General features: G+C 43.6%; 25 protein-coding genes. 20 read left to right on the forward strand and 5 right to left on the reverse strand.

Annotated elements, in window-relative coordinates:
- Positions 1–76 precede the first annotated feature (76 nt).
- Together AWH66_RS12245 and AWH66_RS12250 are read left to right on the forward strand one after the other, a co-directional pair.
- Positions 77–1255: an OmpP1/FadL family transporter gene (locus tag AWH66_RS12245; RefSeq protein ID WP_063606889.1), complete on the forward strand. Its 1179-nt coding sequence runs from the start codon at positions 77–79 to the stop codon at positions 1253–1255.
- Between the two features lie 165 nt (positions 1256–1420).
- Positions 1421–1822: a hypothetical protein gene (locus AWH66_RS12250; protein WP_063606890.1), complete on the forward strand. Its 402-nt coding sequence runs from the start codon at positions 1421–1423 to the stop codon at positions 1820–1822.
- A 64-nt stretch (positions 1823–1886) separates the two neighbouring features.
- Here AWH66_RS12250 and AWH66_RS12255 read toward each other — a convergent pair whose 3' ends face one another.
- Together AWH66_RS12255 and AWH66_RS12260 are read right to left on the reverse strand one after the other, a co-directional pair.
- Positions 1887–3080 carry an HlyD family secretion protein gene (locus tag AWH66_RS12255; RefSeq protein WP_063606891.1) on the reverse strand — a complete coding sequence of 398 codons (1194 nt, stop codon included), beginning with the start codon at positions 3078–3080 and terminating at the stop codon, positions 1887–1889.
- 4 nt (positions 3081–3084) lie between these two features.
- Entirely contained in the window at positions 3085–3408 is a 324-nt protein-coding gene (locus AWH66_RS12260; RefSeq protein ID WP_006069592.1) for a DUF3302 domain-containing protein, read from the reverse strand.
- 330 nt (positions 3409–3738) lie between these two features.
- Here AWH66_RS12260 and AWH66_RS12265 point away from each other — a divergent pair, with 330 nt between their 5' ends.
- The 11 genes from AWH66_RS12265 (at position 3739) to phnD (ending at position 15786) form a co-directional block, all read left to right on the forward strand.
- Entirely contained in the window at positions 3739–5316 is a 1578-nt protein-coding gene (locus AWH66_RS12265) for an arylsulfatase (protein WP_063606892.1), read from the forward strand.
- 191 nt (positions 5317–5507) lie between these two features.
- Positions 5508–6812 carry an anaerobic sulfatase maturase gene (locus AWH66_RS12270; protein WP_063606893.1) on the forward strand — a complete coding sequence of 435 codons (1305 nt, stop codon included), beginning with the start codon at positions 5508–5510 and terminating at the stop codon, positions 6810–6812.
- Between the two features lie 9 nt (positions 6813–6821).
- Positions 6822–7370, forward strand: a complete 549-nt coding sequence (locus AWH66_RS12275; RefSeq protein WP_063606894.1) for a hypothetical protein — start codon at positions 6822–6824, stop codon at positions 7368–7370.
- Positions 7367–8422: a tetratricopeptide repeat protein gene (locus tag AWH66_RS12280; RefSeq protein WP_063606895.1), complete on the forward strand. Its 1056-nt coding sequence runs from the start codon at positions 7367–7369 to the stop codon at positions 8420–8422. Before AWH66_RS12275 ends, AWH66_RS12280 begins: the two co-directional genes overlap by 4 nt.
- Positions 8423–8441: 19 nt before the next feature.
- Positions 8442–9428: an AAA family ATPase gene (locus tag AWH66_RS12285; protein WP_420882865.1), complete on the forward strand. Its 987-nt coding sequence runs from the start codon at positions 8442–8444 to the stop codon at positions 9426–9428.
- Positions 9429–9432: 4 nt separating this feature from the next.
- Complete coding sequence (locus tag AWH66_RS12290; protein ID WP_063606896.1) at positions 9433–10368, forward strand: DUF58 domain-containing protein; 936 nt, start codon at positions 9433–9435, stop codon at positions 10366–10368.
- A complete protein-coding gene (locus tag AWH66_RS12295) occupies positions 10361–10837 on the forward strand; it encodes a DUF4381 domain-containing protein (protein WP_063606897.1) in 477 nt (158 codons plus the stop codon). Before AWH66_RS12290 ends, AWH66_RS12295 begins: the two co-directional genes overlap by 8 nt.
- A 9-nt stretch (positions 10838–10846) precedes the next feature.
- Positions 10847–11869, forward strand: a complete 1023-nt coding sequence (locus AWH66_RS12300; protein ID WP_063606898.1) for a VWA domain-containing protein — start codon at positions 10847–10849, stop codon at positions 11867–11869.
- Positions 11866–13482, forward strand: a complete 1617-nt coding sequence (locus AWH66_RS12305) for a vWA domain-containing protein (RefSeq protein ID WP_063606899.1) — start codon at positions 11866–11868, stop codon at positions 13480–13482. The genes AWH66_RS12300 and AWH66_RS12305 overlap by 4 nt, the downstream gene beginning before the upstream one ends.
- 68 nt (positions 13483–13550) lie before the next feature.
- Positions 13551–14765, forward strand: a complete 1215-nt coding sequence (locus tag AWH66_RS12310; RefSeq protein ID WP_167360950.1) for a BatD family protein — start codon at positions 13551–13553, stop codon at positions 14763–14765.
- A 97-nt stretch (positions 14766–14862) separates the two neighbouring features.
- Positions 14863–15786 carry a phosphonate ABC transporter substrate-binding protein gene (phnD, locus tag AWH66_RS12315; protein ID WP_063606901.1) on the forward strand — a complete coding sequence of 308 codons (924 nt, stop codon included), beginning with the start codon at positions 14863–14865 and terminating at the stop codon, positions 15784–15786.
- Between the two features lie 81 nt (positions 15787–15867).
- On the opposite strand, the gene AWH66_RS12320 is transcribed toward phnD, so the two are convergent.
- Positions 15868–17061, reverse strand: a complete 1194-nt coding sequence (locus AWH66_RS12320) for a C45 family autoproteolytic acyltransferase/hydrolase (RefSeq protein WP_063606902.1) — start codon at positions 17059–17061, stop codon at positions 15868–15870.
- A 131-nt stretch (positions 17062–17192) separates the two neighbouring features.
- On the opposite strand from AWH66_RS12320, the gene AWH66_RS12325 reads away from it, so the two are divergent.
- From AWH66_RS12325 to AWH66_RS12335, 3 genes are all read left to right on the forward strand, one after another.
- The gene (locus AWH66_RS12325; protein WP_063606903.1) at positions 17193–17603 is read left to right on the forward strand and encodes a helix-turn-helix domain-containing protein; all 411 of its coding nucleotides are present in this window, start codon (positions 17193–17195) and stop codon (positions 17601–17603) included.
- A gap of 153 nt (positions 17604–17756) precedes the next feature.
- Positions 17757–18122, forward strand: coding sequence for a hypothetical protein (locus AWH66_RS12330; RefSeq protein ID WP_063606904.1), 366 nt, complete (start codon positions 17757–17759; stop codon positions 18120–18122).
- A 17-nt stretch (positions 18123–18139) separates the two neighbouring features.
- On the forward strand, positions 18140–18706 hold the full coding sequence (locus AWH66_RS12335) for a hypothetical protein (RefSeq protein ID WP_063606905.1): 567 nt from the start codon (positions 18140–18142) through the stop codon (positions 18704–18706).
- 39 nt (positions 18707–18745) lie between these two features.
- On the opposite strand, the gene AWH66_RS12340 is transcribed toward AWH66_RS12335, so the two are convergent.
- Positions 18746–19504 carry a DeoR/GlpR family DNA-binding transcription regulator gene (locus AWH66_RS12340; RefSeq protein ID WP_038227024.1) on the reverse strand — a complete coding sequence of 253 codons (759 nt, stop codon included), beginning with the start codon at positions 19502–19504 and terminating at the stop codon, positions 18746–18748.
- Positions 19505–19531: 27 nt separating this feature from the next.
- Entirely contained in the window at positions 19532–20413 is an 882-nt protein-coding gene (locus AWH66_RS12345) for a sugar kinase (protein WP_063606906.1), read from the reverse strand.
- A 266-nt stretch (positions 20414–20679) separates the two neighbouring features.
- Here AWH66_RS12345 and yihU point away from each other — a divergent pair, with 266 nt between their 5' ends.
- The 4 genes from yihU (at position 20680) to AWH66_RS12365 (ending at position 25103) form a co-directional block, all read left to right on the forward strand.
- A complete protein-coding gene (gene yihU / locus AWH66_RS12350) occupies positions 20680–21573 on the forward strand; it encodes a sulfolactaldehyde 3-reductase (RefSeq protein WP_006069612.1) in 894 nt (297 codons plus the stop codon).
- A gap of 17 nt (positions 21574–21590) precedes the next feature.
- A complete protein-coding gene (locus AWH66_RS12355; protein WP_063606907.1) occupies positions 21591–22631 on the forward strand; it encodes an aldose epimerase family protein in 1041 nt (346 codons plus the stop codon).
- A 114-nt stretch (positions 22632–22745) separates the two neighbouring features.
- Positions 22746–23996, forward strand: a complete 1251-nt coding sequence (locus AWH66_RS12360; RefSeq protein ID WP_006069614.1) for an AGE family epimerase/isomerase — start codon at positions 22746–22748, stop codon at positions 23994–23996.
- Between the two features lie 246 nt (positions 23997–24242).
- Positions 24243–25103: a class II fructose-bisphosphate aldolase gene (locus AWH66_RS12365; RefSeq protein WP_006069615.1), complete on the forward strand. Its 861-nt coding sequence runs from the start codon at positions 24243–24245 to the stop codon at positions 25101–25103.
- The last annotated feature ends 35 nt before the right edge of the window (positions 25104–25138 follow it).

Here is a 25138-nt window from a genome sequence, read left to right on the forward strand (position 1 = left end):
TTAGTTAAATAATCAATAGAAGTGCAGCTAACTGCACATGAAAATTTCCTAATATATTCTTTTAGAGCGAATTCACATGAAGAAATCTACGATCGCATTGTTGCTACTAGCGCCGACAGTTCAAGCGAGTGGTTTGTTATTGCAAGAGGCCGTTACGGCCAACGCGGGTGCTGCTGGTGCTGGTGATGGTGTTTACACTAAATCTGCTGCCGCCACCTGGACTAACCCTGCCTCAATGGCCTTTATGGGTGAGCAATTGACGACGGTCAATGCCATGTTGCTCAACCTGAAAATGGATTATGACGATAAATCTGGTATAGCCAACGGTGACGGAGAAGCGACCACTACGATGCCTTCACTTGGGGTATTTTATGTGCGACAACTGAATGATTCGCTTCATCTTGGTGTGAACTTTGGTGTTGTTGGTGGTTCATCAATTGAATACGGTAGTGAGTGGGCAGGAGCGCCGTATCTAGATAAGGCATTTATGACTGGGGTTCAATTGAATCCCAACATGAGCTACAAGTTGAATGAAAACTGGTCTATCGCACTAGGTGCTCAGATTAGCTATGGATTACTTGAAGTATCCACGGCTTCATTGCAAACAGACTTGGATACTGACTGGGCTTATGGCTATACCGCAGGTGTTATGCATAAGCAGCAAGATTGGTCCATCGGACTTAGCTATCGCTCTAAATTGGAACACGAGTTTGCTGTTACGGCAACATCTGTTGACCCTGCAATGTCGTTACCACTTCAAACTGAGTTGTTAGTACCCGCCATTGTTGACCTGAGTGGTCGTTATGATGTTAACTCGAAAATCGCTATTTTGAGCTCAATTCAGTTCCATCAATGGAGTGATTTTGAGGAAACGCCGTTATATACCGACAACCTAACAAGTTCAGTAGATAGACAGTGGCAGGATGTTTGGAAATTTGCAGTGGGTACAGAGTATAAACTCAACAACGGTTGGGCATTAAAAGCTGGATTCTCCTATGAAACTTCGCCACAAGATGATCCCTCTTTGCAGTGGGTAGATCTGCCAGTTGGTGAGCAATATCGTTATTCATTCGGTGCGAGCACTGAATGGGGGGACAAAACAGTCGACTTCTTTTATGAGTTTGCAGACTTTGGTTCTATACCCGTGGAGCGACAAGTCGGGGCACTAGATAACGGGTTGAATACGCCACTACCAGACCTTAATGGTACTTTTAAAGGCCATATCCATTTTGTAGGCGTTAATCTAAGCTTCTAAACTCTCACCTTTCAAGTAGCGCTATTCTAGCGCTACTTCTACTCAGTTCGTTCGTTATATACCGTAATTCTTACTGAATACTCAGCAGCTGCCATTGGATAGACTCTCGTTATAAATTGATTTTTCGTCAAATTATTTTCGTTAACGTTCGCAAAGTGGTGCATTATGTTTTTTAATCGATTCTTAAAACCGTTTCTCGTGGTTGGTGGTTTAATTACGATGTATGCGGGGATATACGCCGTCAATCCCGAGTCGGCTTTACGAGACATGAATAACCTTCCTTATGATGCTAATTATGTGTTTCTATTTCGACACTGGGGAATCATGGTTGGCTTAATGGGTTTCTTTATCGCTGCATCAGCGTTTATACCACAATGGAGGGAATCTATTATTCTCTATTCGTTTTTGGAGAAGTTGTTCATGGTGTACTTGTATGTATCTAACTTCTTTAACCCTGAAACTGTACATCTAAATGCCAGCTTTATTCCATTTGCGATAACAGATATCACTATTTGTACTTATACATTGGGCTATTGGCTTGAGAACTGGAAGGCAAAAAAGCTTTGATGCGATAAATCTGAAGTTACAAAAAAACCTCGGCAAAAGCCGAGGTTGTTACATCTAGAGTAGTTTACTTCATTGGCCAAACATACTTTAACCAAGACATCATACGCAACAAAACTCGACGTACGATTGAAGTATGAAGAATATCTCCTTCATGATTCAATACGACAGCTTGGCCTTGAACACCCATTGGTAGTTCATAATTATCCAGGTCTTCGTCAAGCTCGATAATTCCAACAGCAAAACCATGTCGAGTTAAAGTACTGGCTGATACTAAGGTACCATTTGCTTGCACTTCACCTTCTCGCATTGCTGGCAACACACTGACCAATTTCCCTGTAAACACTTTACCAGGCTGTGAATCTAAGATCATTTCAGTTTCTAAACCTGGTTGGAGTCTTCGTAAAGAGTTCTGCCAAAACATCCCGGCAATTTGACGTTTTCCGGTATCTGGAATGAAGACCATTGAGGGGCGTAGCGGGATCGATGCAGAGCGAAAACCCGGAGCTAAGGCAATTTGAGTCGGTATACCATCGGCTGGGGCACGAACGATGGTGTATTCCAAATCGAGCTCTGCTTGTTTTACTGCTTCGATTAATTGTGCCACACGAGTATTTTCTCCATAGATATTTGAGTCTGCATCTAGGCGAACTCGCTCTTGCTCTGATTCGGCGGCATCTAGGGTAGAACGAGCGATATCAACACTGGCTTTTGCCGAGTTGTAGAGTTCTTTCTGTCGTTCAATTTGACCATCTGTGAATGGAGAGTTTTCGCCGCCTTTCGTATGAGCTTCGGTGTAACGTTGGTAGGTTGAAAAGGTACGGTTTAAATTGGCTTCTGCTTTTTGTACTGCGGCTTGTGCTTTTTCAGTGTTTGCAATTGCTGAAACTAATCCCTGATCTTTCTGGTAGGCAATACTTTTCGCTTCTTCTAAAGCAGCTTTCGCTTTACGGAGCGCAATCTGCTGTTTGTCATTTTCCAAAGTAAATAGAATATCGCCCTTTTTAACAGGCACATTGGCTTTGGCGTGAACTTGTTTAACAGTCCCCGTGACTTGAGGGATGATAGGGACTGAGACAAACACTTCTTTAGAAAATTTAGCATAAGGGTGGTTGTAGTTCATCGCAATCATAATGGTACTTAAAATCCCAATCCCGCCTAAAACGGCTGTAGGAACCGACCATTTATTAAGAGGAATCTTAAACAGTTTAAAGATACCAATACATAAAGCCGTATAAGTTAGAATAATCAGCATGTCCATATTATTAACCCTCTGCCTTATTTATATGCTGTTTAAGTTCAGCAATTTCATTTTTTAGATGAACGAGCTCAGACTCTAGTTGAAGTTTTTGTTGTTGAGTGAATCCCCACCCGGTGCCAGGCTTGTACAGCGTGGCCCAAATCCATAAAAAAGGCCATATGGCGTGGAGTGTAAAGAGGCTAACCCAACCTGCTACGTGTATTGCATCCTGATGTGGGTGGTTACGCTTGTGAGCGATTTCGTAGGGAATGTCATGAATGACAATTATTCCATAAAATATTGTAATAAATACAAAAAAAACCAGAAATAGAGCAAAGTAATCTAACATAAAGACACCTGAGTTTGGACCAAGATATTATGTCGCTCAAAATGGCGACTCTGAAATGAATAGGTGAAGGGATGATAGGGAGTGGAAATAGAGTGAAATACAGTAAATGTACTGAACCAATAGGACATTTGAACTACAACCATTAAAAAGCTAGTAAATTATGATTAGGGTCAATTTTCTTTATCGATTATTATTGGCACTTATGGTTTATAGTGACGGGTAGCGCCATTTAACTATCTATGAATTAAATAAGCAGTAATTATACTGATTACCCAATACATCGCTTTTTAAATAATAGTTCTGATTTATTTCTAATCCAAGGTCTGAACTATGTTTCAAAAGAAAACGTTCCTACAACTAGCGGTAGGTGCAGCGTTAGCTGCGACGTCAATGACAAGTTTCGCAACAACCGACACTTCACGTCCAAATATTTTGGCAATATGGGGTGATGATATCGGTATCGATAACTTAAGTGCATACACTAAGGGCCAGGCAGGTCACTGGACTCCAAATATCGACCGCATTGCTAACGAAGGTGTCTTATTCACTGATTTCTACGGTGAAAACTCATGTACAGCAGGTCGTGCAGCCTTTATTACAGGTCAACACCCAATGCGTACTGGTTTGACTAAGGTAGGTATGCCAGGAGCCAAACAAGGCTCAAAAGCTGAAGACCCAACGATTGCGACTGTGCTTAAAGAAAAAGGCTACATGACAGGCCAGTTCGGTAAAAACCACCTTGGTGACCTAGATGAGCACTTACCAACTAATCACGGCTTTGATGAATTCTTCGGTAACCTATATCACTTAAATGCTGAGGAAGAGCCAGAGCATCAAGATTATCCAAAAATGCCTTGGTTCAAGAAGAAATTTGGACCGCGCGGTGTGATTCACTCCTATGCAGACGGCAAGATCGAAGATACGGGTCCATTAACGAAAAAGCGCATGGAAACAGTGGATGAAGAGTTTCTTGCGGCAGCTCTCGATTTCATCGACCGCGCTCACAAAGAAAATAAACCGTTTTTCGTTTGGTTCAATGCGACTCGGATGCACGTTTGGACTCATCTTAAAGAAGAATCAAAAGGTCTTTCAAAGCGCGGCGGTATTTATGGCGATGGCTTGGTAGAGCACGACAATATGGTTGGTGAGCTCTTAGACAAACTAGATGAGCTAAAGATTGCTGACAATACTATCGTAAGTTACACAACAGATAATGGCGTTGAGAAACTGTCTTGGCCAGACGGTGGTACAGCTCGTTTCCGCGGCGAGAAAAACTCATCATGGGAAGGTGGTCACCGTGTCCCTGCCATGATGCGCTGGCCAGGGAAAATTCCTGCTGGCTCTGTTGTCAACGAAATCGCAGCGCACAATGACTGGATGCCAACATTTGTTGCAGCAGCAGGGGATACTACGATTGTAGAAGATCTGAAGAAAGGTAAGAAGATCAATGGTAAAGAGTACAAGGTACATCTTGATGGCTACAATCTGCTTCCGGCATTAGAAACAGGCAAGGCGACAACACAACACAACTTAACAACGTGGCCGCGCCAGTACTATATTTATGCAACAGATGTTGGTGATATTTCGGCGGTTCGCGTCGGTGATTACAAGATTATGTTCAGTGTGAACAACTGCCATGGCTTGGAAACTTGGAACTGTTCATTTGAAGAGTTACGAGCTCCTAAGATGTATAACCTCCGTCAAGACCCATACGAGGTCGCTGATCACGAAGGCATGTACACTCAATGGTACATCGAACACTTGCCTTACCTATATTTAGGCGCTGCGACCACAGGTCAGTTCCTTCAAACGTTCCAAGAATTCCCACCTAGACAAGTTCCTGGATCTTTCTCTATCGACCAGATTGTAGAGAAAATGAATATCTGGCAAAGAGCTCAATATAAATAAAGCTATTGTATTGCGCATCAAAGCTCGACGTTAATGTCGGGCTTTTTTTATTTCTAAATATAAGCAACTGCGTTGAAGCTAAGCAGTAAAATTACCGATTACGGTGAATTAAAGTGGCGGGATAATGGCACTTCAATGAACACAGGGAAGCGCTTGTCACAAGGTTCGTGACACCAACGCGAGGCTTTAATATGTCCCAAAAAACACAGCATCTCGGCCAAACACTTCCGCTAAAGCAACCTGCTAAGCGTATGAATATTATGACTAAGCCTATTGGTTCAGCCTGCAATATTGACTGTTCATACTGTTATTACTTGAGCAAAGAAGAGCTGTTGGGGCATGAAAAAGGGTGTGGCAGTCAAATGTCACGGGAAATGTTGGAACATTATATTAAGTCTTATATTGAACAACAAAACTTCCCTGAAATCGTCTTTCACTGGCAAGGTGGGGAACCAACATTACTGGGTGTGAAATTCTTTCGTGATGTGGTTCGTTTACAGAAAAAGTATCGCCCGAAAGGCGTGAAAATAGAAAATAACCTGCAAACTAACGGCACTTTACTGAATGACGAGTGGGGTCAGTTTCTTAGTAAGAATAACTTTATGGTTGGACTAAGTATTGATGGCCCAGAAATGATCCACAATACCTACAGAACAAATCGCTCGGGCAAGGGGACTTTCAAGCAAACTATGCGAGGTGTGGATATCTTGCACAAGCATAAAGTTAACTTTGCTACATTGTCTTGTGTGAACAACATATCTGGTTCTAATCCATTAGAAGTTTATCGTTTCTTACGTGATGAAGTGCGCTCGCCACAGATGCAATTCATACCTATTGTTGAACCTAAATCTTTTCGAGAAACCGCGCCTCAACATTGGCCCGAATCAGAAATACTATTCCAAGGAATGCCCGAAACAGAGCCAAGTCATCCAAATTCGATACTAGAACCTTGGTGTGTATCGGCAAGCCAATGGGGCAATTTCCTTTGCACTATTTTTGATGAATGGCTCGAAAATGATATCGGCCAGGTCAATGTTCCGTACTTCGAAGCATGTATTGAGTCCTGGATGGGACGAATTAACCCACTCTGCGTGTTTGCCCCTATGTGTGGTAAAGGTTTAGCCATTGAGCACAACGGCGATGTGTTTGCCTGTGACCATTATGTCTATCCGGAATACAAACTGGGCAATATCAATGACGTGGCGTTAGAAGATTTACAGTTTTCTGCAGGCCAACAAGAGTTTGGGAACGCCAAGGAAGGCACTCTTCCCAAACAATGCAGAGAGTGTCAGTACCAGTTTGCATGTTTTGGAGAATGTCCAAAGAACCGATTTATCAAAACACTCGATGGGGAAAGTGGTCTTAATTATCTATGTGGTGGCTGGAAACAGTTCTTCTCCCATATCGACCCATATATCTCAATGGTTGTTGCAACGATGGGGTATCCGGTACACAAACGCATCAATGCCGATGCAATGAAAATTCGGTTTAAGTAGGGACCTGAAATGATGAATACCATCCGTAATATGGTTCTCACCAGTTTATTGGCGTTGATGTCTAGTGGAACAGCCGCTTCCGTGAACACAACTGAAAACATTGAGACTTTATTCCCTGTTGAACAGGTAGAAAAGATGATTGATTTGGCATTTGAGAATATGAGTATTCGGTATACCGTTTTTGCTACTCAGTTCAACTACTGTCAACAACATCCTAAACACTCTGATTGTGGGGATTCATACCAGAAGAAGCGAACGCAGTATCAAATTGCAAAAGGCAATCATGACGTACTGGAACAGGTGTTTAATCAACAGATGAAGGCATTGGTTATGCCAGAAATGGCTTATCCAACTTTAGTTGATTCCTTACGCGAACTGGCATATTTAGATTCCTCCGCCAATTCCGATATACGCTATATCGACACCTTACACGCTGTAAATGAGTGGCTCGATATGCATGAAATGCCGCAGACCGAACACGTCTATTTTCTTCACGCCTTAATTATCAGGACAGAAGCGTTAAGCCAACAGATACGTGATGAGGACCTATCATCATGAGATCGCTCATTAATATGATTTTTCTGGTCGCCAGTGTTTCGCTTCCAGTGATAGGTAGTCCTAACACGATAGATAGTACTAACACGACAGAAAGGGCTAATACAACAGATAGTGCTAACGTCTCATCGCCACAAAACACGACGTACGAGTACAGCAGAGAAAATACGTTATCTGAAATGTCTCAGGATGTGACGTTACCGCTCAGTCAGCGTATCGCTGCAACCCAGATGTTGGGAAACTACTCAGGTGCGAATACGTTAATAGCGCTAGGTCGTGCATCAAGGTCAGAGTATATAGAGCTCAGGATAGCAAGTATTACCGCTGCGCAAAAATGGCAGGGCAGAGCAAGGTGGGATCTCATTTCGCCGTTACTAGAAGACTCTGAACCAAGAGTGCGTTCGCGTGCGGTAAGCGCATTAGCACCATTATGGACATCACTTCCTGACCAATATCAACAAGTACTAGACGCTGCGATAGAACAGCAACTAACAGTGTCTGACGATACGACGGATGGGCGAGTAGAGAGTGCCTGGCTATACCGTATGCGCCAGCAATACAACGAAGCTAAGCTGTTATTGCTTAAAGAATGGAAGAATGAGCCTAGCGTTCAAGTTGCGGTTGAATTGGCAGAACTCTACAAAGCAATCGGACAAGATCACGACTCGATACGTGTATTGCGCCAAGGGCTTGAAGCTCATCCAACATCAGCAACACTACACCACAGCTTAGCGCTCACTTATTGGCGAAAGCAGCAAAACCAATTAGCAATCGAACATATGCAGCGAGCCCATGAACTAGAGCCAGATATCACTCAATATACTTATTTACTCGGACTTATGCTGGCCGAAAGTAACCCTGAAAGGGCGTTAGATTTGTTTGAACAAGCATACGTTCAGTTAGGTGTACCTCATTATCTGTACTCACTTTGTGAAGCAAAGCTAGCCATGGGCGCCGACGCCTCTACTTGTTTAACACAGCTACGCAAACTCTACCCTGAAGAGGCCTTGATGTCGCTCACCAAAAAACACGCTCAAGCAAAGAACGCTAATTAGAATAATGATGACTCAAGATATCCAACACACAGTACTTACTAGGCTTATTAGTCAGGTAAATCGAAATGTCATTGGCCAGCAGCATGTAACGAAATCTATGGTGATAGCGTTATTAACTGGTGGCCATATTTTATTGGAAGGATTACCGGGTACCGCAAAAACAAGAGCAGTAAAGACCTTAGCGGATTGTTTGAATCTTGATTTTAGCCGGATTCAATTTACTCCGGACTTATTGCCTTCTGATATTACAGGGACTCAAATCTACCAACACGAAGAAGGAAAACTGAAATTTCAGCCAGGACCGATCTTCAGTTCAATTGTACTTGCTGACGAAATCAATCGCTCTCCGGCGAAAGTACAAGCGGCGTTACTCGAGGCGATGGCAGAAGGGACCATCACTGTCGCAGGGGAAACTAAGTCACTGCCTCAACCTTTCATGGTGCTAGCAACGCAAAATCCCATAGAACAAGAAGGAACCTATCCTTTACCTGAAGCACAAATGGATCGCTTCGTTATGAAAGTCACTGTGGATTATCCGAGTAGCCAATCAGAGATGGATATTATTCGTTTAGTTCGAGATGAGGATAGAAACGAGCACAAGTCGGCGACAAAGATGAACGCGACCTTTGAAGGCAACGAATGGTTTTCAGTTGAGACATTAAATGCCGCGCGCGAAGCTGTAAAGCAAATCCATGTTTCGGATGCGATAGATAGGTACTTGGTTGATTTAGTGGTCGCGACTCGTTGCCCTGAAGCTTATCCACAAAGCGACTTAGCGGATTGGATAGATGTTGGTGTAAGCCCAAGAGCATCGATTGCATTGGATCGTTGTAGTCGTGCTCATGCGTTTTTATCAGGTAGGGACTTTGTGTCGCCTGACGATGTCAGAGCCGTTGCTCCGTTCGTATTAAGCCATCGCTTATCTCTCAGCTTTGACGCTGTTTCTGAGGGCATAAACACAACGCACGTCGTCGATGAGCTATTACGTCAAGTGCCGTTGAGTTAGTTTCATGAAGACGACTGCTGTGGATCCAAGAATCGCAACTACCTTAAAGGAGCTCACGCAAGTAAAACACCGTTTACATGCGTTTCAGTTTCCACCATCGAAAAAGGTAGCAAGTCGGCTTGTTGGAGGACATTTATCAGGATTTCGAGGACGAGGTTTGGAGTTTGAAGAATTTCGTCATTATCAAGCGGGTGATGATGTCCGAAATATCGATTGGTTAGTGACGGCCAAAACAAATCAACCGCACGTCCGAGAATACCGACAAGAGAAAGACCGAACTGTACTGCTCTGTGTTGATCAGAGAAGCAACATGTACTTTTCTACCGTCGAGATAATGAAATCCGTTGTGGCGGCACAAGTGACTGCTGCACTCAGTTGGCAGGTTCTTCAGCAAAGCGACCGTGCCGGCGCCCTTGTATTTGGGACTCAAGGTCTAAGCTGGTTTAAACCTAGGCGATCACATAGTGAGCTTCTACGATTGTTTCGCTTACTAGAAACAGAAAATAATGAACTGGTAAAACGTAATAGTGAAACTGAGAGAGTGACTTTTAACAGTGTTGTACAACGCTTGCTGCGTCAAAAATTAAAAGGTGCAGTGATTGTTGTGATTTCAGATTTCTCCGACTATGACTCTGAAACACGTTTTATGATTCGTCGACTGCAAGCACATAACGACCTAGTATGTGTTTCAATTCAAGACCCGATGGAGCAAGAACTATTAATACAGGAGGCGATTTGCTTCAGTGACGGTGAACTTCAAGTCGCAGTGGATAGCAGTTTTCAAGAGAAAATCGACAACTACAATACTCTGTGGCAACAACATCACCTCAGTGTTAAACAGGAATTGCAATCTCTGGGGATACCTTATCTTCAACTCGATACGTCAGGACAACATTTCTCGCAATTAAAGCAACAGTTGAGTGAGAAAGTACATGTCTAAAAACAACATATTACTACGAGATTTAATTGATCCAGCCATACCCGAGATGACGCCATTTTTCCCGCAGACAATCGGCTGGAAAATAGCCGGAGTTTTTATATTGCTCAGTAGCTTGCTCGTCTTGTTGAGGTGGTGGAGAAGTTATCAAGCCAACCGTTATCGACGTATCGCATTGAAAGCCATCGCACGCTTACCCAAGAATCAGCCGAATTACTACTTAACGGTACTCAATAGCGTTTTGAAACAAACCGCGTGTCATTGCTATCCGCATTCGAGTGTTGCTTCCTTGTATGGCGAAGCATGGCTGTTGTTTTTACAGTCTAAGAGCAATTCAAATATGTTCTCGAGTTCAATTGCTCAACAATGGCAGCAGGCAATCTATGCAAAAAACCGGAATCAAGAATGGACACCCAGTCAATTAAGACAGCTTGAGTTAATGGCCTGTGACTGGATTAAACAGCATCGTTAAGGTAAGACAATGATCGAGTTAGAATATCCTTGGCTTATGATTTTGCTTCCATTGCCATATTTCATTTATCTCTGGGCTCCAAGTTATAAGACAACACAGCAGGCACTTTCTGTTCCCTTTTTTACGCGACTGGTCAATGGACTAAACCTTCGTGCAACTAAAGGGGCAGCCAGTCTTAGAGCCAGTCGTTGGCAGCGTGTGTCGATTATCGCTACGTGGTTAATGTTGGTGATAGCAATTGCAAAACCAATGTGGTTGGATACACCTAAAACCTACCAGCTTAGCGGCCGTGATCTCATGTTGGTGGTGGATTTGTCAGGTTCCATGTCCGAAAGGGACTTTCTAGATAATTCTGGAAAAGAACAAGATCGTTTAACCGCTGCCAAATCGGTGCTCGAAACATTTGCCGCAAAACGAGAAGGTGACCGACTGGGGTTAATTCTTTTTGGTGATTCCGCCTATCTTCAGTCCCCGTTTACTGCTGACCATGAGGCGTGGCTTGCTTTGCTCGATCAAGCCCAAGTAGGAATGGCTGGAGAGAGCACACACTTGGGAGATGCGGTCGGTCTAACGATAAAAACATATATAGATAACCCTGAGAATCAGACGGTAGAGAAAGTCGCGATCATACTGACAGATGGCAATGATACAGACAGTTTAGTGCCACCCATTGACGCTGCAAAAGTCGCTCGGGCATACGGTATTCGACTGTATATAGTTGCCATGGGCAGCCCAAATACGACAGGCGATCAAGCCATAGATTTTAGCACGATAGAGACAATGGCTACCGTCACCGGCGGGCAAGCGTTTCTTGCTATGTCCCAAGAAGATTTGGACGCTGTATATCAGACCATTTCGGTGTTGGAACCTAAGGAATATCAGAGCTTTACTTATCAACCTAAAACTAGCTTGCATTTTGTGCCAGTGCTGTTGGGAGTTCTGAATCATCTTATGTTTATGCTCTATCGGCTAATGTTTCAAACCAAAGTCTTTCGTTCTCGAGTAAAAGCACAGCCTAAGAGGGAACTATGACTGGTCAAGCGCTAATAGAGCAGTTTCATTTTCTTCGACCGTTCGGGCTGCTGTTGTTGATCCCTTTACTTAGCATGGTTTATTTGCGTTGGCGTAACGAAGCAAAGAGAAGTGAATGGATGACGAGTTTGCCCATTCACCTGCGTGATGCATTGCTGGTGGGGAGGCCAAACTGGTTTAGCCAATTGCCTTTAAAGGGGCTGACGTTGGTGGGCGTTATCGCGATTATCATTGTTGCTGGCCCAAGTTGGTATCGACAAGCCTCTCCTTTTGCAGAAGATACAGCGCCACTGGTTGTTGTTTTGGATGTCTCTAGCTCAATGTCGCAGTCAGATGTTGCTCCAAGCCGACTGTTTATTGCAAAGCAGAAAGTACTCCAATTGCTCAAGTTGCACAATAAGGGGAAAGTATCTTTAGTCGTGTTTTCTGGAAGTGCTCATCTGGTTATGCCTCCGACGCAAGATCTAGCTCTATTCGAACCGCTCCTTAACGCGATTAAGCCTAATGTGGTACCAAGAGACGGAAAATTTGCTGAATACACCTTGTCACCAATCCACCAAGTGTTAAGTAAAGCAAAGTCATCGGGCACGGTATTATTAGTAACAGATGGGCTAAGTAACGAAGCGATAATTACCTACCAAGATTACTTCTCTAGTCACAATCATCAATTATTGATTTGGGGAATCGGTCATAGCGATACCGATGTTGTTTTTCCTATAGAGGAGAGGAAGCTTGCGTCGTTAGCAAATCGCGTTGACGGTCAGTCGGTGATGTATTTGCTAAATAACGAGGATGTCGTTGAACTTGCTTCATTGATTGCGAAACACGCTCAGTTATATGGAGGTGAGAGTGAGCCATGGTATGACTCTGGCTATTACTTGCTTGTGCCACTGATGCTGCTGTATCTGTTGTGGTTCCGACGTGGGTGGTTAGTTCAATGGGGGATGGTCATCGTAATGTTATTGGGCTCGGGATATAGCCCTACTACTTATGCTGATTCGATACATTGGATGGATATTTGGCTGACTAAGGATCAACAAGGTCAGCGCTTGTTTGCTCAACAGGAATACGAGTTGGCGGCTAAGACTTTTGAGGAACCATATTGGAGAGCAACCGCTTATTATCTATCAGGCGACTACATTAGTGCTCAACAGTACTACATGAGAGTCGATACTACGGCTTCACAGCTTGGCGCGGCAGCATCACTTGCACATCAACGGGAATATATGGCCGCTCGTCAGCTTTATCGTGACATATTGGATCGAGAGCCTGCAAATGTGACAGCGACTCAAAACCTAGAACTAATGGAGAGGATCATACAACACATAAATGAGTTTTCAGAAGGCCAATTAACCAGTGGTGAAATGGAAGCTAGCAAGGAGTTAGGAGATAAGCCACAAACTGCGGAAGGGGTGACTCAAGAAGTTGATCCTTCGTTGTTACAAGAGCAAAAACTCACAGCAGAAGACTTGCTTGCCGATTCTTCCGTTCACGATAAATGGATGAAACGCGTCAATAGTGACCTCAGCGTATTTCTTACTTATAAATTTCATCGACAGTTGGAGATGGGAGTTGCTACGCAACGTTACGTAGAGCAGAAGGGAAATCAATGAGAGTTAGGTGGTCGTTTTTATCTTTTGTTGTACTGGTCTTAATAACGTGGAGTTGCCAGGCAACAACTATGAGTGAATTGCAACAAAAGGGACGAGTATTTATCAAGGCTTCGGTCACTCCAACAGGCACCGTCTCCCTTCGTCAACAAACAACCATTACGATAGAGGTTGGCACGGATACGTGGTTTACCAAAGGAACTCGAGTACATCGTTTTGAAGTAGAAAATGCGCTGATTGCCAATCGAAGTCGGTTTGCGATTAATGGTACTCAGCGACGATATGGTAAAACTTACGCGATACAACAATGGGAAGTGACCCTTTACCCTTTAACAACGGGGAAGCTAGCCATTCCAAGTATTACTGTCGAATTGCAGGTGAAAGGGGACAATGGTAATCCTGATGTGGTCGGTTACCTTGTTACAAATCCAGTAACTTTTGAGGTCAATAAGCCGTCAGCAATGATGGTGCCAGATAAGACTTGGTTAGTGAGTTCGAACCTATCTTTGCAACAGGAATGGTCATCACCATCGTCCAAAGATCAGTTTGTCGTGGGAAGTGCGCTTCAGCGAGATGTAGAACTTCAGGTGCAAGGTAGCACCATAATGCTTCTGCCAGAGCGGTTAAGTGAGATACAAAGTACAACCGATTATCAGGTTTACTTTGAAGCCATCAACAAACAAGACCTTGCAAATCGAGGGGAATACGCTGCCGTGCTGCAGGAACAATACACTTTTGTGTTCGACAGTGCTGGAAAGTTTACCTTACCTTCTATCGATGTATACCAATGGAACCCAAAAACACAGCAATTAGCGCGGCATGAACTACCCGGTAAGAGCGTTTTTATCAAGCATACGTTTAGAAGTTACTTGAGTACTTATTGGATCGAGTTGTTCGTCCTAGTTATCACAATCTGCGTACTAGGGTTTGCCGGGAATGTGAGTTTTCGGCGTTATAAAATGGCTAAAGAAAGGGGGCGGTTACCATTGCTGTGGTCTTTCCTTCTAGCTCTTCGAACCAAGGATAATGTCCGGCTAGAGAATGTCGTTTACCTTAAGATTATGACACTAGGGTGTAGTGAGCTGACGCAAATATCGTCAGATGTTAATTTCGTAAGAATAATCAATAAGATAAATCAGAGCCGCTACATCATGAACGTAAGCCAACAAGCCCCATTGTCCAAGTTTGATTGGTTGACCATTTGGTACAGAATTGAGCGCGCGCCTAAGGCAAAGCTTCCTCTTATTGGACGTTCATCTAGCAAACGTATCTACCAACCGGATTAATATGACTTTCACGGAACTGTAAAAACCTCATAAGCAGGAACAGTTCCAATAGTGTCGACTCTAAACACGAATATCTGTCGACATTAAGGAAAATGAAATGAAAAACCGTTGGATAGGAGCTCTATTACTCGCAGGCTTAGTCTCTAAAAACCTACATGCCTCTATGCCTAAAGCCATTAACCTCGGTATCTTAGGAGGGGAAAACGCCGAAGCACAAATCGGCAATAACCAATGTGTTGTAGAGTTTATGCAGGAGGAGTTGGGCGTCAAAACCAACATACGAAACTCGAGTGACTATAACTCAGTGATTCAAGGCTTACTGGGGAAGAAAATCGACTTAGTGATTAACATGTCGCCGAAGGCATTTGCTGAGGTATATCTCAATGATCCTGAAGCCATCGATATCATTGGTTTGATTGCAGACAACACAGATAACTCAAGAGGCTATCACTCGGTGGTCATCGTTAAGGCTGATAGCCCTTATCAAAATATTGATGATTTACGCGGCCACTCGTTTGCTTTTGCAGATCCTAACTCAACATCAGGATACCTGATTCCCAACAACCAATTAGAACGTCAAGTTGGTGGAACTATGGATAACCGCTTTAATGGCTTTTTTGAGTCACTGAGTTTTTCTGGAGGTCACGAACAGAACATTGTCGGAGTTATCAACGGTCAATTTGATGCAGCGGTCTCCGCTTCGAGCATGGTCGGTGACAGAGCGAGTGGTTATTCAGCTGGTGCGCTTCATCGATACGCCAAGCACGATCCTGAAGTGATGGACAAGATTCGTATTATTTGGCAATCACCACTGATTGCCAATGGCTCTACTATCGTGAGTAATGATTTAGACCCAAAATTTAAAGCCAAGCTTGTTGATGCAGTAAAAAAACTAGATAAAGAAGACAATGCATGCTTCTCGAAAGCAGCTGGTGGCTTAAGACATCTTGCCGACACCAGCATTGAAGAGTACCAGTCCGTTATTGATCTTGTTTACGCGACCAAATTTGTGCAGCGATAAAACCTGCTAATAAGCAGACCTGTTGAACGCTTAACACAGCGATATCTAGGCTCATTCGATGAGCCTAGTTCTTTCAGTTAGCTACTTTTCTAGACACACTTTCTGAAAGTCATTCCATTCACCCACCCCCGGAGCCACTTCTAAGCAGCCTTCTTTAGTGTCCATAACTGCGGTTAGCGTAGAGATAAAATCCGACCCATATGCTGCATGTTGAGCGATAGGTTTGGTATTAAGCACGTACTTTGCTGCGTCTACATTTCCCTCAGGGCTATTATCGATAAACTGTTGAGCAAACTCTGCGCGCCATTCAGTGTAGGCAGTAGCGATGGTGCGTTTTCTGCTTTTGTCACCTAACCCTACTGATTCAGCAAAAGACTGCATCACGCCCGGACGTTCGGAATGGTTCGCATGACCGATACCTGCTGGACGTTTTATGACGTAATTATCGCCTTCTAGCATTTCTATACCAATGGTATCGCCATTTGCATCTGCAAAATTAAAATGAGATGCAACAACCGTTCGGTGTTTCTCTAGAATTTTCTCTGCTTCTTCCACGCTTTTGGCATGCCGAGCTAAGTAGTTTTGAAGAGCGCCAAGTTCGATTGCACTATTAGATTGAAGACCTACACCTTTTGAGTCAGTACCCTGAAAGTTAATCACCACACCAATGTCTTTGCCAAGCGTTTGGCCAGAGCCATAGAAACCGGACGCCATGACTTGAACATAATCGTCAGCTTGAAGAACCCAATAGTTGCCGCCAGATAAAGAAGGGGTATCGTTGACTTGCCCAACCACCCCAGTACCTGCAAAACTTATGGTTGTACAGCCACTTAATGATGATTGGGCTGCAGACGCTAACGCGGCGTCAAGTTGAGACAATGTGAACATCCTTTCTACAGAAATACCTCCTACTTCCGCCAATGCTTCTACTACTTCAAAGTACTCGGGATTGAGTTTTCTCGAGTTCTCCAATACTTTCATGGAGTCTTTTTCGAATTCGACAACATCAATTCCCGCCAGTTTGTAAACATACTCTGCCTCTTTAATGCCTCGTCTCACCTCATCACCAATTTGGCTTTCAAAAACCGTGACATAGTTTTTGGAGTCAAGACCTCGAATATCCACAATCGGCAAGCTTTTCTGTTGTACAAATGTCTCTGGAGCGTAATAGGGCTGGTTAACATTCAAACCTTGCGCAGGCTCGAGAGATATTGCGTTTGCACCACTAGACAGCGTTAGTGCAGCGATGATTAAAGCTTGATGAGTAGTTTGCATAAAGGTGCCCTCAGTTAAAATATAAGGTTTGATAACTAGTGTTGTGTGTAACCTGGTATAAACTTATCATTTGATATATCCGTTATTCGGATAGGATGGGTATGTAAATTCCACATAATGGACAAATCGAAATGGCAGAGATTGAAACAGAAGGTTTTGAGTTTTTTGGGGTCGAGGAACAGGTGTTCCGAAAAATGGTTGTAGAGAGAATAGAAGCATTGATGGTTCAGACCCAGCTTTCCAAGAACTCACTGGCAAAAAAAGCCGGAATTGGTCGCTCTGCGCTTTATGAGAAAATGGATAGAGAAGGAAAGAGCCATTTTACTATTCTAGATTTTTTCCGTATTGCGAAAGCACTCGATGTTAGTCTTCTTCAGCTATTCCCCATGACCAGCTTAGAGCGACTTCATGGCGGGCAATTACCGTTATCTGCCAGCACGTTGAAGTTTCTGGATCTTATGCTGGCAGCTCCGAAAGAAGATGTTGAGTACTTATCAGAATTCTACCGTACATTGAAAAAACGAGACGCGCAGAAAGCATAGCAATTACTTGTTCATCAGGTCGTAAGTAGAAACGTCTTTCCATATTCCAGACAAAGTGGGGCTATGCTTTCCATATAATGGACATTGTCTTTGATACGATTTTTGTCGTTGGCACAGTTGGTGTGCCTGCCGAAATGTTATCGGAGATCTTGTATGAAAACCTTATTTAGAACTGTCCCACTGTTTTTATTCTTGCTGTTACCGTTAACCGCAAGTCACGCTGCTTCATCTCCCGAGCCTACTGCTCGTGAGTCCCAAACCGAACAATACGCTATGGTGATCGCATCCGGAAAACTCTTAAGTCTGACGAAATGGAAAGTTGAAGTCGACTTTGGGCAAGAACTGGAGATTAGCGTTAGGAACAAAGACCTATTACGCGACGAAAATGGCAAAACCATTGCGTTTAACTCGCCAATGGATGCTCTAAATTACATGAATAGTCAGGGGTGGGTGCTTGTTTCTACAGCCACGACGGAGAGCAAGTTTACCGCTGTAATGAAGCGTGCAGCGCATCAGTAAGTAGGTAGGTTGTGCGTATGATGAGCAAAGTAATAAACGTTTCGATGACTGACGTAGATAAGCAGGCTGAGCTGTGGCGGAATAGAACTGTAGCACCTCGACCCAAGGTTCCTGCTTTGTGTGTGAATTCCGCGTTAACGTATGTTCGAAACCTATTTCTTCAAGAGTCGACTCTGCAAGAGCCGAGCCACGGCTGCGGTTGGTTAGATGATCTTCTAAGCGAATGTTCTCGATATAGCGCTCTGCAATACAGTGAAATCTTAGTCGTCAGCAGTTTGGTAATAAAGCACCGTTTGGAATTTGAAGGCAATGGATTATCAATTAAACCAGCATTATACGGTGAGGCGCTTGATGTTGAACCTATGTGGGGAGAGGGGGGAGATAAGCGCCAAACGCTCATTCATATCTTGTATTTGCTTAGTAATATGGTGAAACGAACAGGCACGCCAAGTAGTTCGCTTATTACTAGTGCTTTCGTTAGTGCTATAGAGTGCTTCGATGCGATTGGATTAGAGTGCAGGTCATGTTACTTAATCAAGACATCTAGTGGGATGCTGCAAATAAAAACGGCCACCTTGTCTTAGACAAGTTGACCGTTTAATTTTCAGCTGCGCAAACGTAGATTAATCGCAAATCTCAATTGTTGTATCGCCTTTATTCACAATAGCCTCTAATTCTTTAGTCAGAGGCGCATCAGTGAATAAGCAACTTGCATCACTAATTGGACCTAATTCAATGGACCCCTTTGGGATAAACTTAGTTGAATCCAAAGCGACCAACACATGTCGAGCCGATTTCATTACTGTTTGAGTAATCAGAGTTTCGCTTAAGTCATATTCCAATAAGGTACCATCAACATCGATAGATGCTGCACTGGTAATAAGGAAATCAAAACGGAAGTTGGAAATAAAGTCCAATGCTTCAGTCCCGACAATACCACCGTTAAATGCCTTGACCTTGCCACTTGGTATCAGAACATCAAATGTCTTGTTACCGTGTAACACATTCGCAACACGTAAGCTGTTAGTAATAATCTGCAAGTTACTCTTGTTAAGCAGATGACTCGCAATAACTTCAGCGGTCGTACCAATAGTGATGAATACCGTTGAATTATCAGGAATCATCTCCGCAATACGTTTAGCAATAGCGTTTTTCTGTTCGGTCTCTGACACCTTACGGACTTCGTAATCTAGGTTCGTTTTGGTAGCAGGAGAACTTGCTCCACCATGGTGACGTATTACAAGGCGCTCTTCACTGAGTTTCTTAATATCACGACGAATCGTTTGAGTCGAAACGTCGAGCATTTCTGCGAGTTCTTCGACGGTGTAGTAACCTTTGTCGTTAACGAACTGTAATAATTTATCTTGTCTTGGATTAGTCACGATAACCCTTCTTTTTTATTATTAGTTTTATATAGTGTCATCCACTTCTTTTCGGGTTGGAATACCTTCGCGGCCTCCAAGTTTCTTACATTTCAGCGCAGCTACGGTATTGGAAAAGATAATGGATTGACGCGTTTCCATACGCTCTGCAACAGCGACAGCAAGTGCTCCGTGGAAGACATCGCCTGCACCTGTGGTGTCAACAACATCTACTTTCAGACCTACTTGATGTGCGAGTTCGCCATTTTCAAGCCAATAACATCCTTTTGAACCGACTGTAACATAAACTCGTCCAGTTGTCTTTTTTTGAGCGATTTTGAGACCTTCAACAGGATCGCTTGTTCCAGTGAATTTTTCGAGACCTGGCTCACTAAAAGCGACGTGATCTGCTAATTCTATAAGTTCATCAATGGGTTCGGGAGTTATGTCTGCATCTAAAACCGAGGGAATACCCAGTTCTCTTGCTTGCTGTAGTGCATATTTTGCGCCATCTATCCAACGAACATCTGTAAGAATTGTGGAATATGTCGAAAAATCAACATTTTTAAGAGGGGTAGCATCGCGCAGCAGAGACTTGTCTTGATAGTTGACTATCATTCGTTCGCCTTCTTCATCGACGATGACGGCTGAAAATGCAGAGGATGCACCTTCGATTTTCACCATCTTGTCTACGCCAACACCATAGCTGGCCAATTCGGTCAACATGGTATCAGCAACGCTGTCACAACCAACACGACCTATGAAGTCAACGTCATGGCCTAACTTAGCCACTGCGACCGAAGCTGTAGCGGCTGGTCCACCACCAACTTCAAAGTAATCGTGTGCAACATATTTGCCGCCCTGAGTCGGGAGTTGGGAAACCAATTGCACTCGGTCTAATACTGTAATACCAACACAAGCTATCGCCATTTTATATCTCTTATCGTTTCAAACATCATTGGAAAAAAAGCGGTGAAACTATCGTTAGCTTTAAGGAAAAATCTCCGTCGAAAACCATCGAGTGCTTTCACAACTCATGGGCTCATTATAAGGACTAAATAGATTTGCGATGAGAGTATTCTCACAAAAAGATAATAAATGGACATAAAACAACAAAATGTGACAAATGTTGTGGTTATTAAATCTCGAATGATTATAGTAAGTAGCAATTCAATAACAGAACTAAGGACTTTTTCATGTCAACAGTAGGATTCATCGGTCTAGGTCAAATGGGCAGCCCAATGGCAGCAAACCTTATTAAAGGTGGCCACTCTTTACGCGTGTTTGATATCAGCGAAACTGCTGTCGCAAAGATGGTTGAGTTAGGTGCTACAGCCGCTACATCACCAGCAGACGCTGCATCTGACGCTGAGTTTGTTATTACTATGCTGCCTAATGGCGCACTGGTCAAAAGCACACTCTTTGGTGACAGTGGCGTTACAGAAGGCTTAGATAAGCAGGCGTTACTTATCGACATGTCGACCATTCACCCGTTTGAAACTGATGCGCTTATTAACGAGATGTCGGAAAAAGGCTTCTCAATGATGGAAGCACCAGTAGGTCGAACATCTGACCATGCGATCAAAGGTGAGCTGTTGATTCTTGCTGGTGGTACTCCAGAGCAAATCGCCAAAGCGCAACCATTATTTGATTGCATGGGCTCTGAAACAATTGATGCTGGTGGCCCGGGTAAAGGTATTCGCGTAAAAATCATTAACAATTATATGAGCATTGCTCTTAATGCATTGTCTGCGGAAGCGGCGACACTGTCTGAAGCTATTGGTCTTGAGTTTGATGCAGCATTGAAAGTCATGAGTGGTACTCCAGCGGGTAAGGGTCACTTTACAACAACGTGGCCGGGCAAAGTATTAGCAGGCGACTTAAGCCCTGCATTTATGCTGGATTTAGCGCATAAAGATCTAGGAATTGCTTTGGATCTTGCTAACCAAGTGAATGTACCAATGCCTTGTGGTGCGGCATCTCGCGAGCTATATAGTGTTGCTCGTGCAGCAGGCCGAGGTCGTCAGGATTGGACTGCGGTATTTGAACAGCTACGCGTTACTTCAGGTCTTGAAGCAAAAATTAAATAACGGATAGAGGCAATCACGTGAAACTGACTCAAGAAAACTGGGGCCACATTGAGGGTCAAGAGGTACCGGTTAAGCTCTTTACGTTGGCGAATGAACGCGGCATGACGATACGTGTAACTAATTACGGGTGTATTGTCTCTTCCATTGAAGTCCCAGACCGTAACGGCCAGATTGCTGATGTGGTTCTAGGTTATGAAAGCCTTGAAAAGTATGTTGCTGGCCACCCGTTTTTTGGAGCAGTCGCGGGGCGCTTTGCAAATCGAATCAGAGATGGCCGTTACCAATTAGATGGACAAGTCTTTCAGTTAGAAACGAATGAGCTTTCGACGGGGCAGCATTTGCACGGTGGCTCAAAAGGGTTCGACAAATACGTTTGGAATTATACGCTAGAAGAGCAAAGTGAAGCGATTTTTGTTCATTTCAGTCGAATCTCTCCGGACGGTGAGTCAGGGTTTGGTGGCAACTTAGTCGTGACACATTCAATCGGCCTGGATGAACAGAACCAAGTCCATTATAAGTTTACTGCCCATACCGATCAGTCAACGGTCGTCAATTTGGTCAATCATAGTTATTACAATCTTGGTGGCCATGATTCAGGAACCGTTGATAATCATCAACTAACACTGCACTCAGAGTTCTATACTCCAGTGGATGAAACCATGATTCCAACGGGCGAAATTTGTTCGGTAGCGGGCAGTGATCTCGACTTTACCTCTCGCACAGAAGTAGGCCCCAGAGAGTTTGACCACAACTTTATATTAAACGGCGATACAGACCGACAAGGTTATCGAATTGCTGCTGAACTGTATGAACCTAACAGTGGTAGAGCAATGACGGTCTTTACTACTCAACCTGCGGTGCAGTTCTATAACGGTTTCAAGTTGTCGAATAAGCCTTGGTATGGTCGCAACGGTCATAAGTATGAAAATCGTGAAGGACTATGTTTGGAAACGCAGCATTATCCGGATAGCCCTAACCAAGCGCATTTTCCATCCGTACGTTTGAATCCTGGTGAACTGTTCGAAGAAAAAACTATTCACCGTTTTGAGGTGAAATAGACCTAAAAATCAGCGAACCGCTATTGCCGTTCGCTAGATAACAATAATGATACTGAATTCAATGCGATGGACTGATAGGGTCGGTCGCAACAAAAAATAACGAGGAAACACCCTATGAAATGGATTAATACCCGATCCCATAACACATGGTTAGATAACGAAACTGACCGCATTTTTGAGTTTGGCAGAAACTCTGTGGTACCAAACGGTTTTGGTTGGATTGGTAACAACGGCAATGTGCGCGAAGAGATGGGCACACGTCTTTGGATAACTGCGCGCATGCTCCATTGTTATTCCTTGGCTGCACTCATGGGACGCCCTGGCGCCTATGACCTTGTCGAGCACGGTATTAAAGCTCTAGAAGGCCCGTTGAAAGATCAGGCTCACGGCGGTTGGTTTGCGACAATTGATAACGAAGGCGAAGGCATTGTTGATGAGTCAAAACAAGGCTACCAACATGCGTTTGTGCTCCTTGGCGCAGCGAGTGCAGTCACTACAGGTCACCCTCGTGCGCAAGCACTTCTAGAAGAAGCCATTGCCGTATATGAAAAGCACTTCTGGGTCGAAGATCGTCAAATGTGCTTCGAGTCTTGGGACAGAGAATGGACTGAAACCGAAGATTACCGCGGCGGTAATATGGCGATGCACTCTGTAGAGGCTTTCTTGATTGTTTACGATGTGACAAAAGATAAGAAGTGGTTGCAGCGCGCACTTAACATCACCGAGTTTATGATCAACAAAACAGCGAAAGGGTTAAGCTACCGCGTTAATGAACACTTTGATTCTGAGTGGAAACCTCTTCCTGATTACAATAAAGAAACACCAGCAAGTCATTTCAGAGCATATGGTGGTACACCAGGCCACTGGATCGAATGGGGACGTTTGATTTGTCACTTACGTGCAACCTTGCTAGAAATTGGCGAAGATTGTCCAGAATGGTTGTTAGAAGACGCTATTGGACTATTTGATGCTACGGTGCGTGACGCATGGCATGTGGACGGTGCGCCGGGCTTTGTTTATTCGGTAGATTGGGATGGCAAGCCAGTAGTTCGTGAGCGTATCCGCTGGGCTCCTGTAGAAGCGATTGGTACTGCCTATGCTTTATTTACAGTAACGGGTGATAAGAAGTACGAAGATTACTATCGTACATGGTGGGACTATTGCCGTACCTATTTGATTGATTATGAGGGATGTTCTTGGTGGCAAGAGCTGGACGTAAATAACCAAGCTGGTACTAGCAAGGTATGGGATGGTAAACAAGATATTTACCACTTAATGCATTGTTTGGTGATTCCTAGATTGCCACTGACTCCAGGGTTAGCACCTGCATTATCTCAAGGCTTGCTTGACCAAGATATGAGATAAAATCCTAATATCATTAGATATTAAATTTAAGTCTTTCCGAAAGATGACGGTGTAGTGCCGTCATCTTTTTTTTGTTTTTGACATTTTGGTAGAGAAAATCAAAAAACAACATAAAGATGTGCTCTATAGCTCATTTTTGTCCTTAATTGAGCATTTGTGTCATAAAGTGATACATAACTAACAGAAGTGGACGTTTTGTACTGGTAAATTACTACAGTAACGAACAAATACAGAGGAACACTCACAATGCCTTATATGTCAGGTAAAACAATGATTCAAGAAGCGTGGAACAATGGCTATGCCATCGGCGCTTTTACTGCACACAACCTAGAAACAATTAAAGCAGTGCTTCTTGCCGCTGAGAAAGAGCAATCACCAATCATGCTTCAAATCGGCCAAAAAGCGATTAATGAAATGGGTATGAAACCGTTACGCGATGCTGTTGACTCTCTAATACAACATCACCAGATTTCAGTGCCAATCTGTATTCACCTTGATCATAGCCGCAAGTTCGAACAGTGCATGGAAGCAGCAACCCGTGATTTCCAATCGCTGATGTTTGACGGTTCGGCACTTCCTTTCGAAGAGAACATCCGCATCACTAAAGCCGTCGTCGACGTAGCTAATGCACTTGGCTTAGGTGCTGAAGGTGAGATTGGCAAAATTGGTGGTACGGAAGATGACATCACTGTTGATGAGAAAGATGCAATGATCACCACGGTTGAAGAAGCTCTGGACTTCTCTGAACGCACGGGTGTTGATTATTTGGCCGTTTCTATCGGTACCGCTCACGGTGTATATAAAACAACACCAGAACTGAAATTTGACCGTTTAAGCGAAATCAAAGAAGCAGTGAAAAAACCAATTGTACTTCATGGTGGCTCAGGTGTACCTGATGACCAAGTAGTCGAAGCTGTGAAACGTGGTGTAGCGAAGATCAACGTTGATACTGAGTTACGCCAAGGCTTTATCAAAGGTGTTCAAGCTCACTGGAAACAGAATGAAAATGACTTCATTTTAGCGGATGTCATGAACACAGGTATTGAATCAATGATGGAAGTTGTTCAACACAAAATCCGTCTATTTGGCTCAAACGGTAAAGCTTAAAACGACCAAATGTCCATAATGTGACATTAACCCTA

Origin of the sequence: Vibrio barjaei (genome assembly GCF_001639065.2) — a bacterium.
Taxonomy (GTDB): Bacteria; Pseudomonadota; Gammaproteobacteria; order Enterobacterales; family Vibrionaceae; genus Vibrio; species Vibrio barjaei.

What these genes read in the sequence shown, in the direction of transcription:
- AWH66_RS12245 (WP_063606889.1), top strand. Translation starts at nt 77, where the DNA reads ATGAAGAAATCTACGATCGCATTGTTGCTACTAGCGCCGACAGTTCAA.
- AWH66_RS12250 (WP_063606890.1), top strand. Translation starts at nt 1,421, where the DNA reads ATGTTTTTTAATCGATTCTTAAAACCGTTTCTCGTGGTTGGTGGTTTA.
- AWH66_RS12255 (WP_063606891.1), bottom strand. Translation starts at nt 3,080, where the DNA reads ATGGACATGCTGATTATTCTAACTTATACGGCTTTATGTATTGGTATC.
- AWH66_RS12260 (WP_006069592.1), bottom strand. Translation starts at nt 3,408, where the DNA reads ATGTTAGATTACTTTGCTCTATTTCTGGTTTTTTTTGTATTTATTACA.
- AWH66_RS12265 (WP_063606892.1), top strand. Translation starts at nt 3,739, where the DNA reads ATGTTTCAAAAGAAAACGTTCCTACAACTAGCGGTAGGTGCAGCGTTA.
- AWH66_RS12270 (WP_063606893.1), top strand. Translation starts at nt 5,508, where the DNA reads ATGTCCCAAAAAACACAGCATCTCGGCCAAACACTTCCGCTAAAGCAA.
- AWH66_RS12275 (WP_063606894.1), top strand. Translation starts at nt 6,822, where the DNA reads ATGATGAATACCATCCGTAATATGGTTCTCACCAGTTTATTGGCGTTG.
- AWH66_RS12280 (WP_063606895.1), top strand. Translation starts at nt 7,367, where the DNA reads ATGAGATCGCTCATTAATATGATTTTTCTGGTCGCCAGTGTTTCGCTT.
- AWH66_RS12290 (WP_063606896.1), top strand. Translation starts at nt 9,433, where the DNA reads ATGAAGACGACTGCTGTGGATCCAAGAATCGCAACTACCTTAAAGGAG.
- AWH66_RS12295 (WP_063606897.1), top strand. Translation starts at nt 10,361, where the DNA reads ATGTCTAAAAACAACATATTACTACGAGATTTAATTGATCCAGCCATA.
- AWH66_RS12300 (WP_063606898.1), top strand. Translation starts at nt 10,847, where the DNA reads ATGATCGAGTTAGAATATCCTTGGCTTATGATTTTGCTTCCATTGCCA.
- AWH66_RS12305 (WP_063606899.1), top strand. Translation starts at nt 11,866, where the DNA reads ATGACTGGTCAAGCGCTAATAGAGCAGTTTCATTTTCTTCGACCGTTC.
- AWH66_RS12310 (WP_167360950.1), top strand. Translation starts at nt 13,551, where the DNA reads ATGAGTGAATTGCAACAAAAGGGACGAGTATTTATCAAGGCTTCGGTC.
- phnD (WP_063606901.1), top strand. Translation starts at nt 14,863, where the DNA reads ATGAAAAACCGTTGGATAGGAGCTCTATTACTCGCAGGCTTAGTCTCT.
- AWH66_RS12320 (WP_063606902.1), bottom strand. Translation starts at nt 17,061, where the DNA reads ATGCAAACTACTCATCAAGCTTTAATCATCGCTGCACTAACGCTGTCT.
- AWH66_RS12325 (WP_063606903.1), top strand. Translation starts at nt 17,193, where the DNA reads ATGGCAGAGATTGAAACAGAAGGTTTTGAGTTTTTTGGGGTCGAGGAA.
- AWH66_RS12330 (WP_063606904.1), top strand. Translation starts at nt 17,757, where the DNA reads ATGAAAACCTTATTTAGAACTGTCCCACTGTTTTTATTCTTGCTGTTA.
- AWH66_RS12335 (WP_063606905.1), top strand. Translation starts at nt 18,140, where the DNA reads ATGATGAGCAAAGTAATAAACGTTTCGATGACTGACGTAGATAAGCAG.
- AWH66_RS12345 (WP_063606906.1), bottom strand. Translation starts at nt 20,413, where the DNA reads ATGGCGATAGCTTGTGTTGGTATTACAGTATTAGACCGAGTGCAATTG.
- yihU (WP_006069612.1), top strand. Translation starts at nt 20,680, where the DNA reads ATGTCAACAGTAGGATTCATCGGTCTAGGTCAAATGGGCAGCCCAATG.
- AWH66_RS12360 (WP_006069614.1), top strand. Translation starts at nt 22,746, where the DNA reads ATGAAATGGATTAATACCCGATCCCATAACACATGGTTAGATAACGAA.
- AWH66_RS12365 (WP_006069615.1), top strand. Translation starts at nt 24,243, where the DNA reads ATGCCTTATATGTCAGGTAAAACAATGATTCAAGAAGCGTGGAACAAT.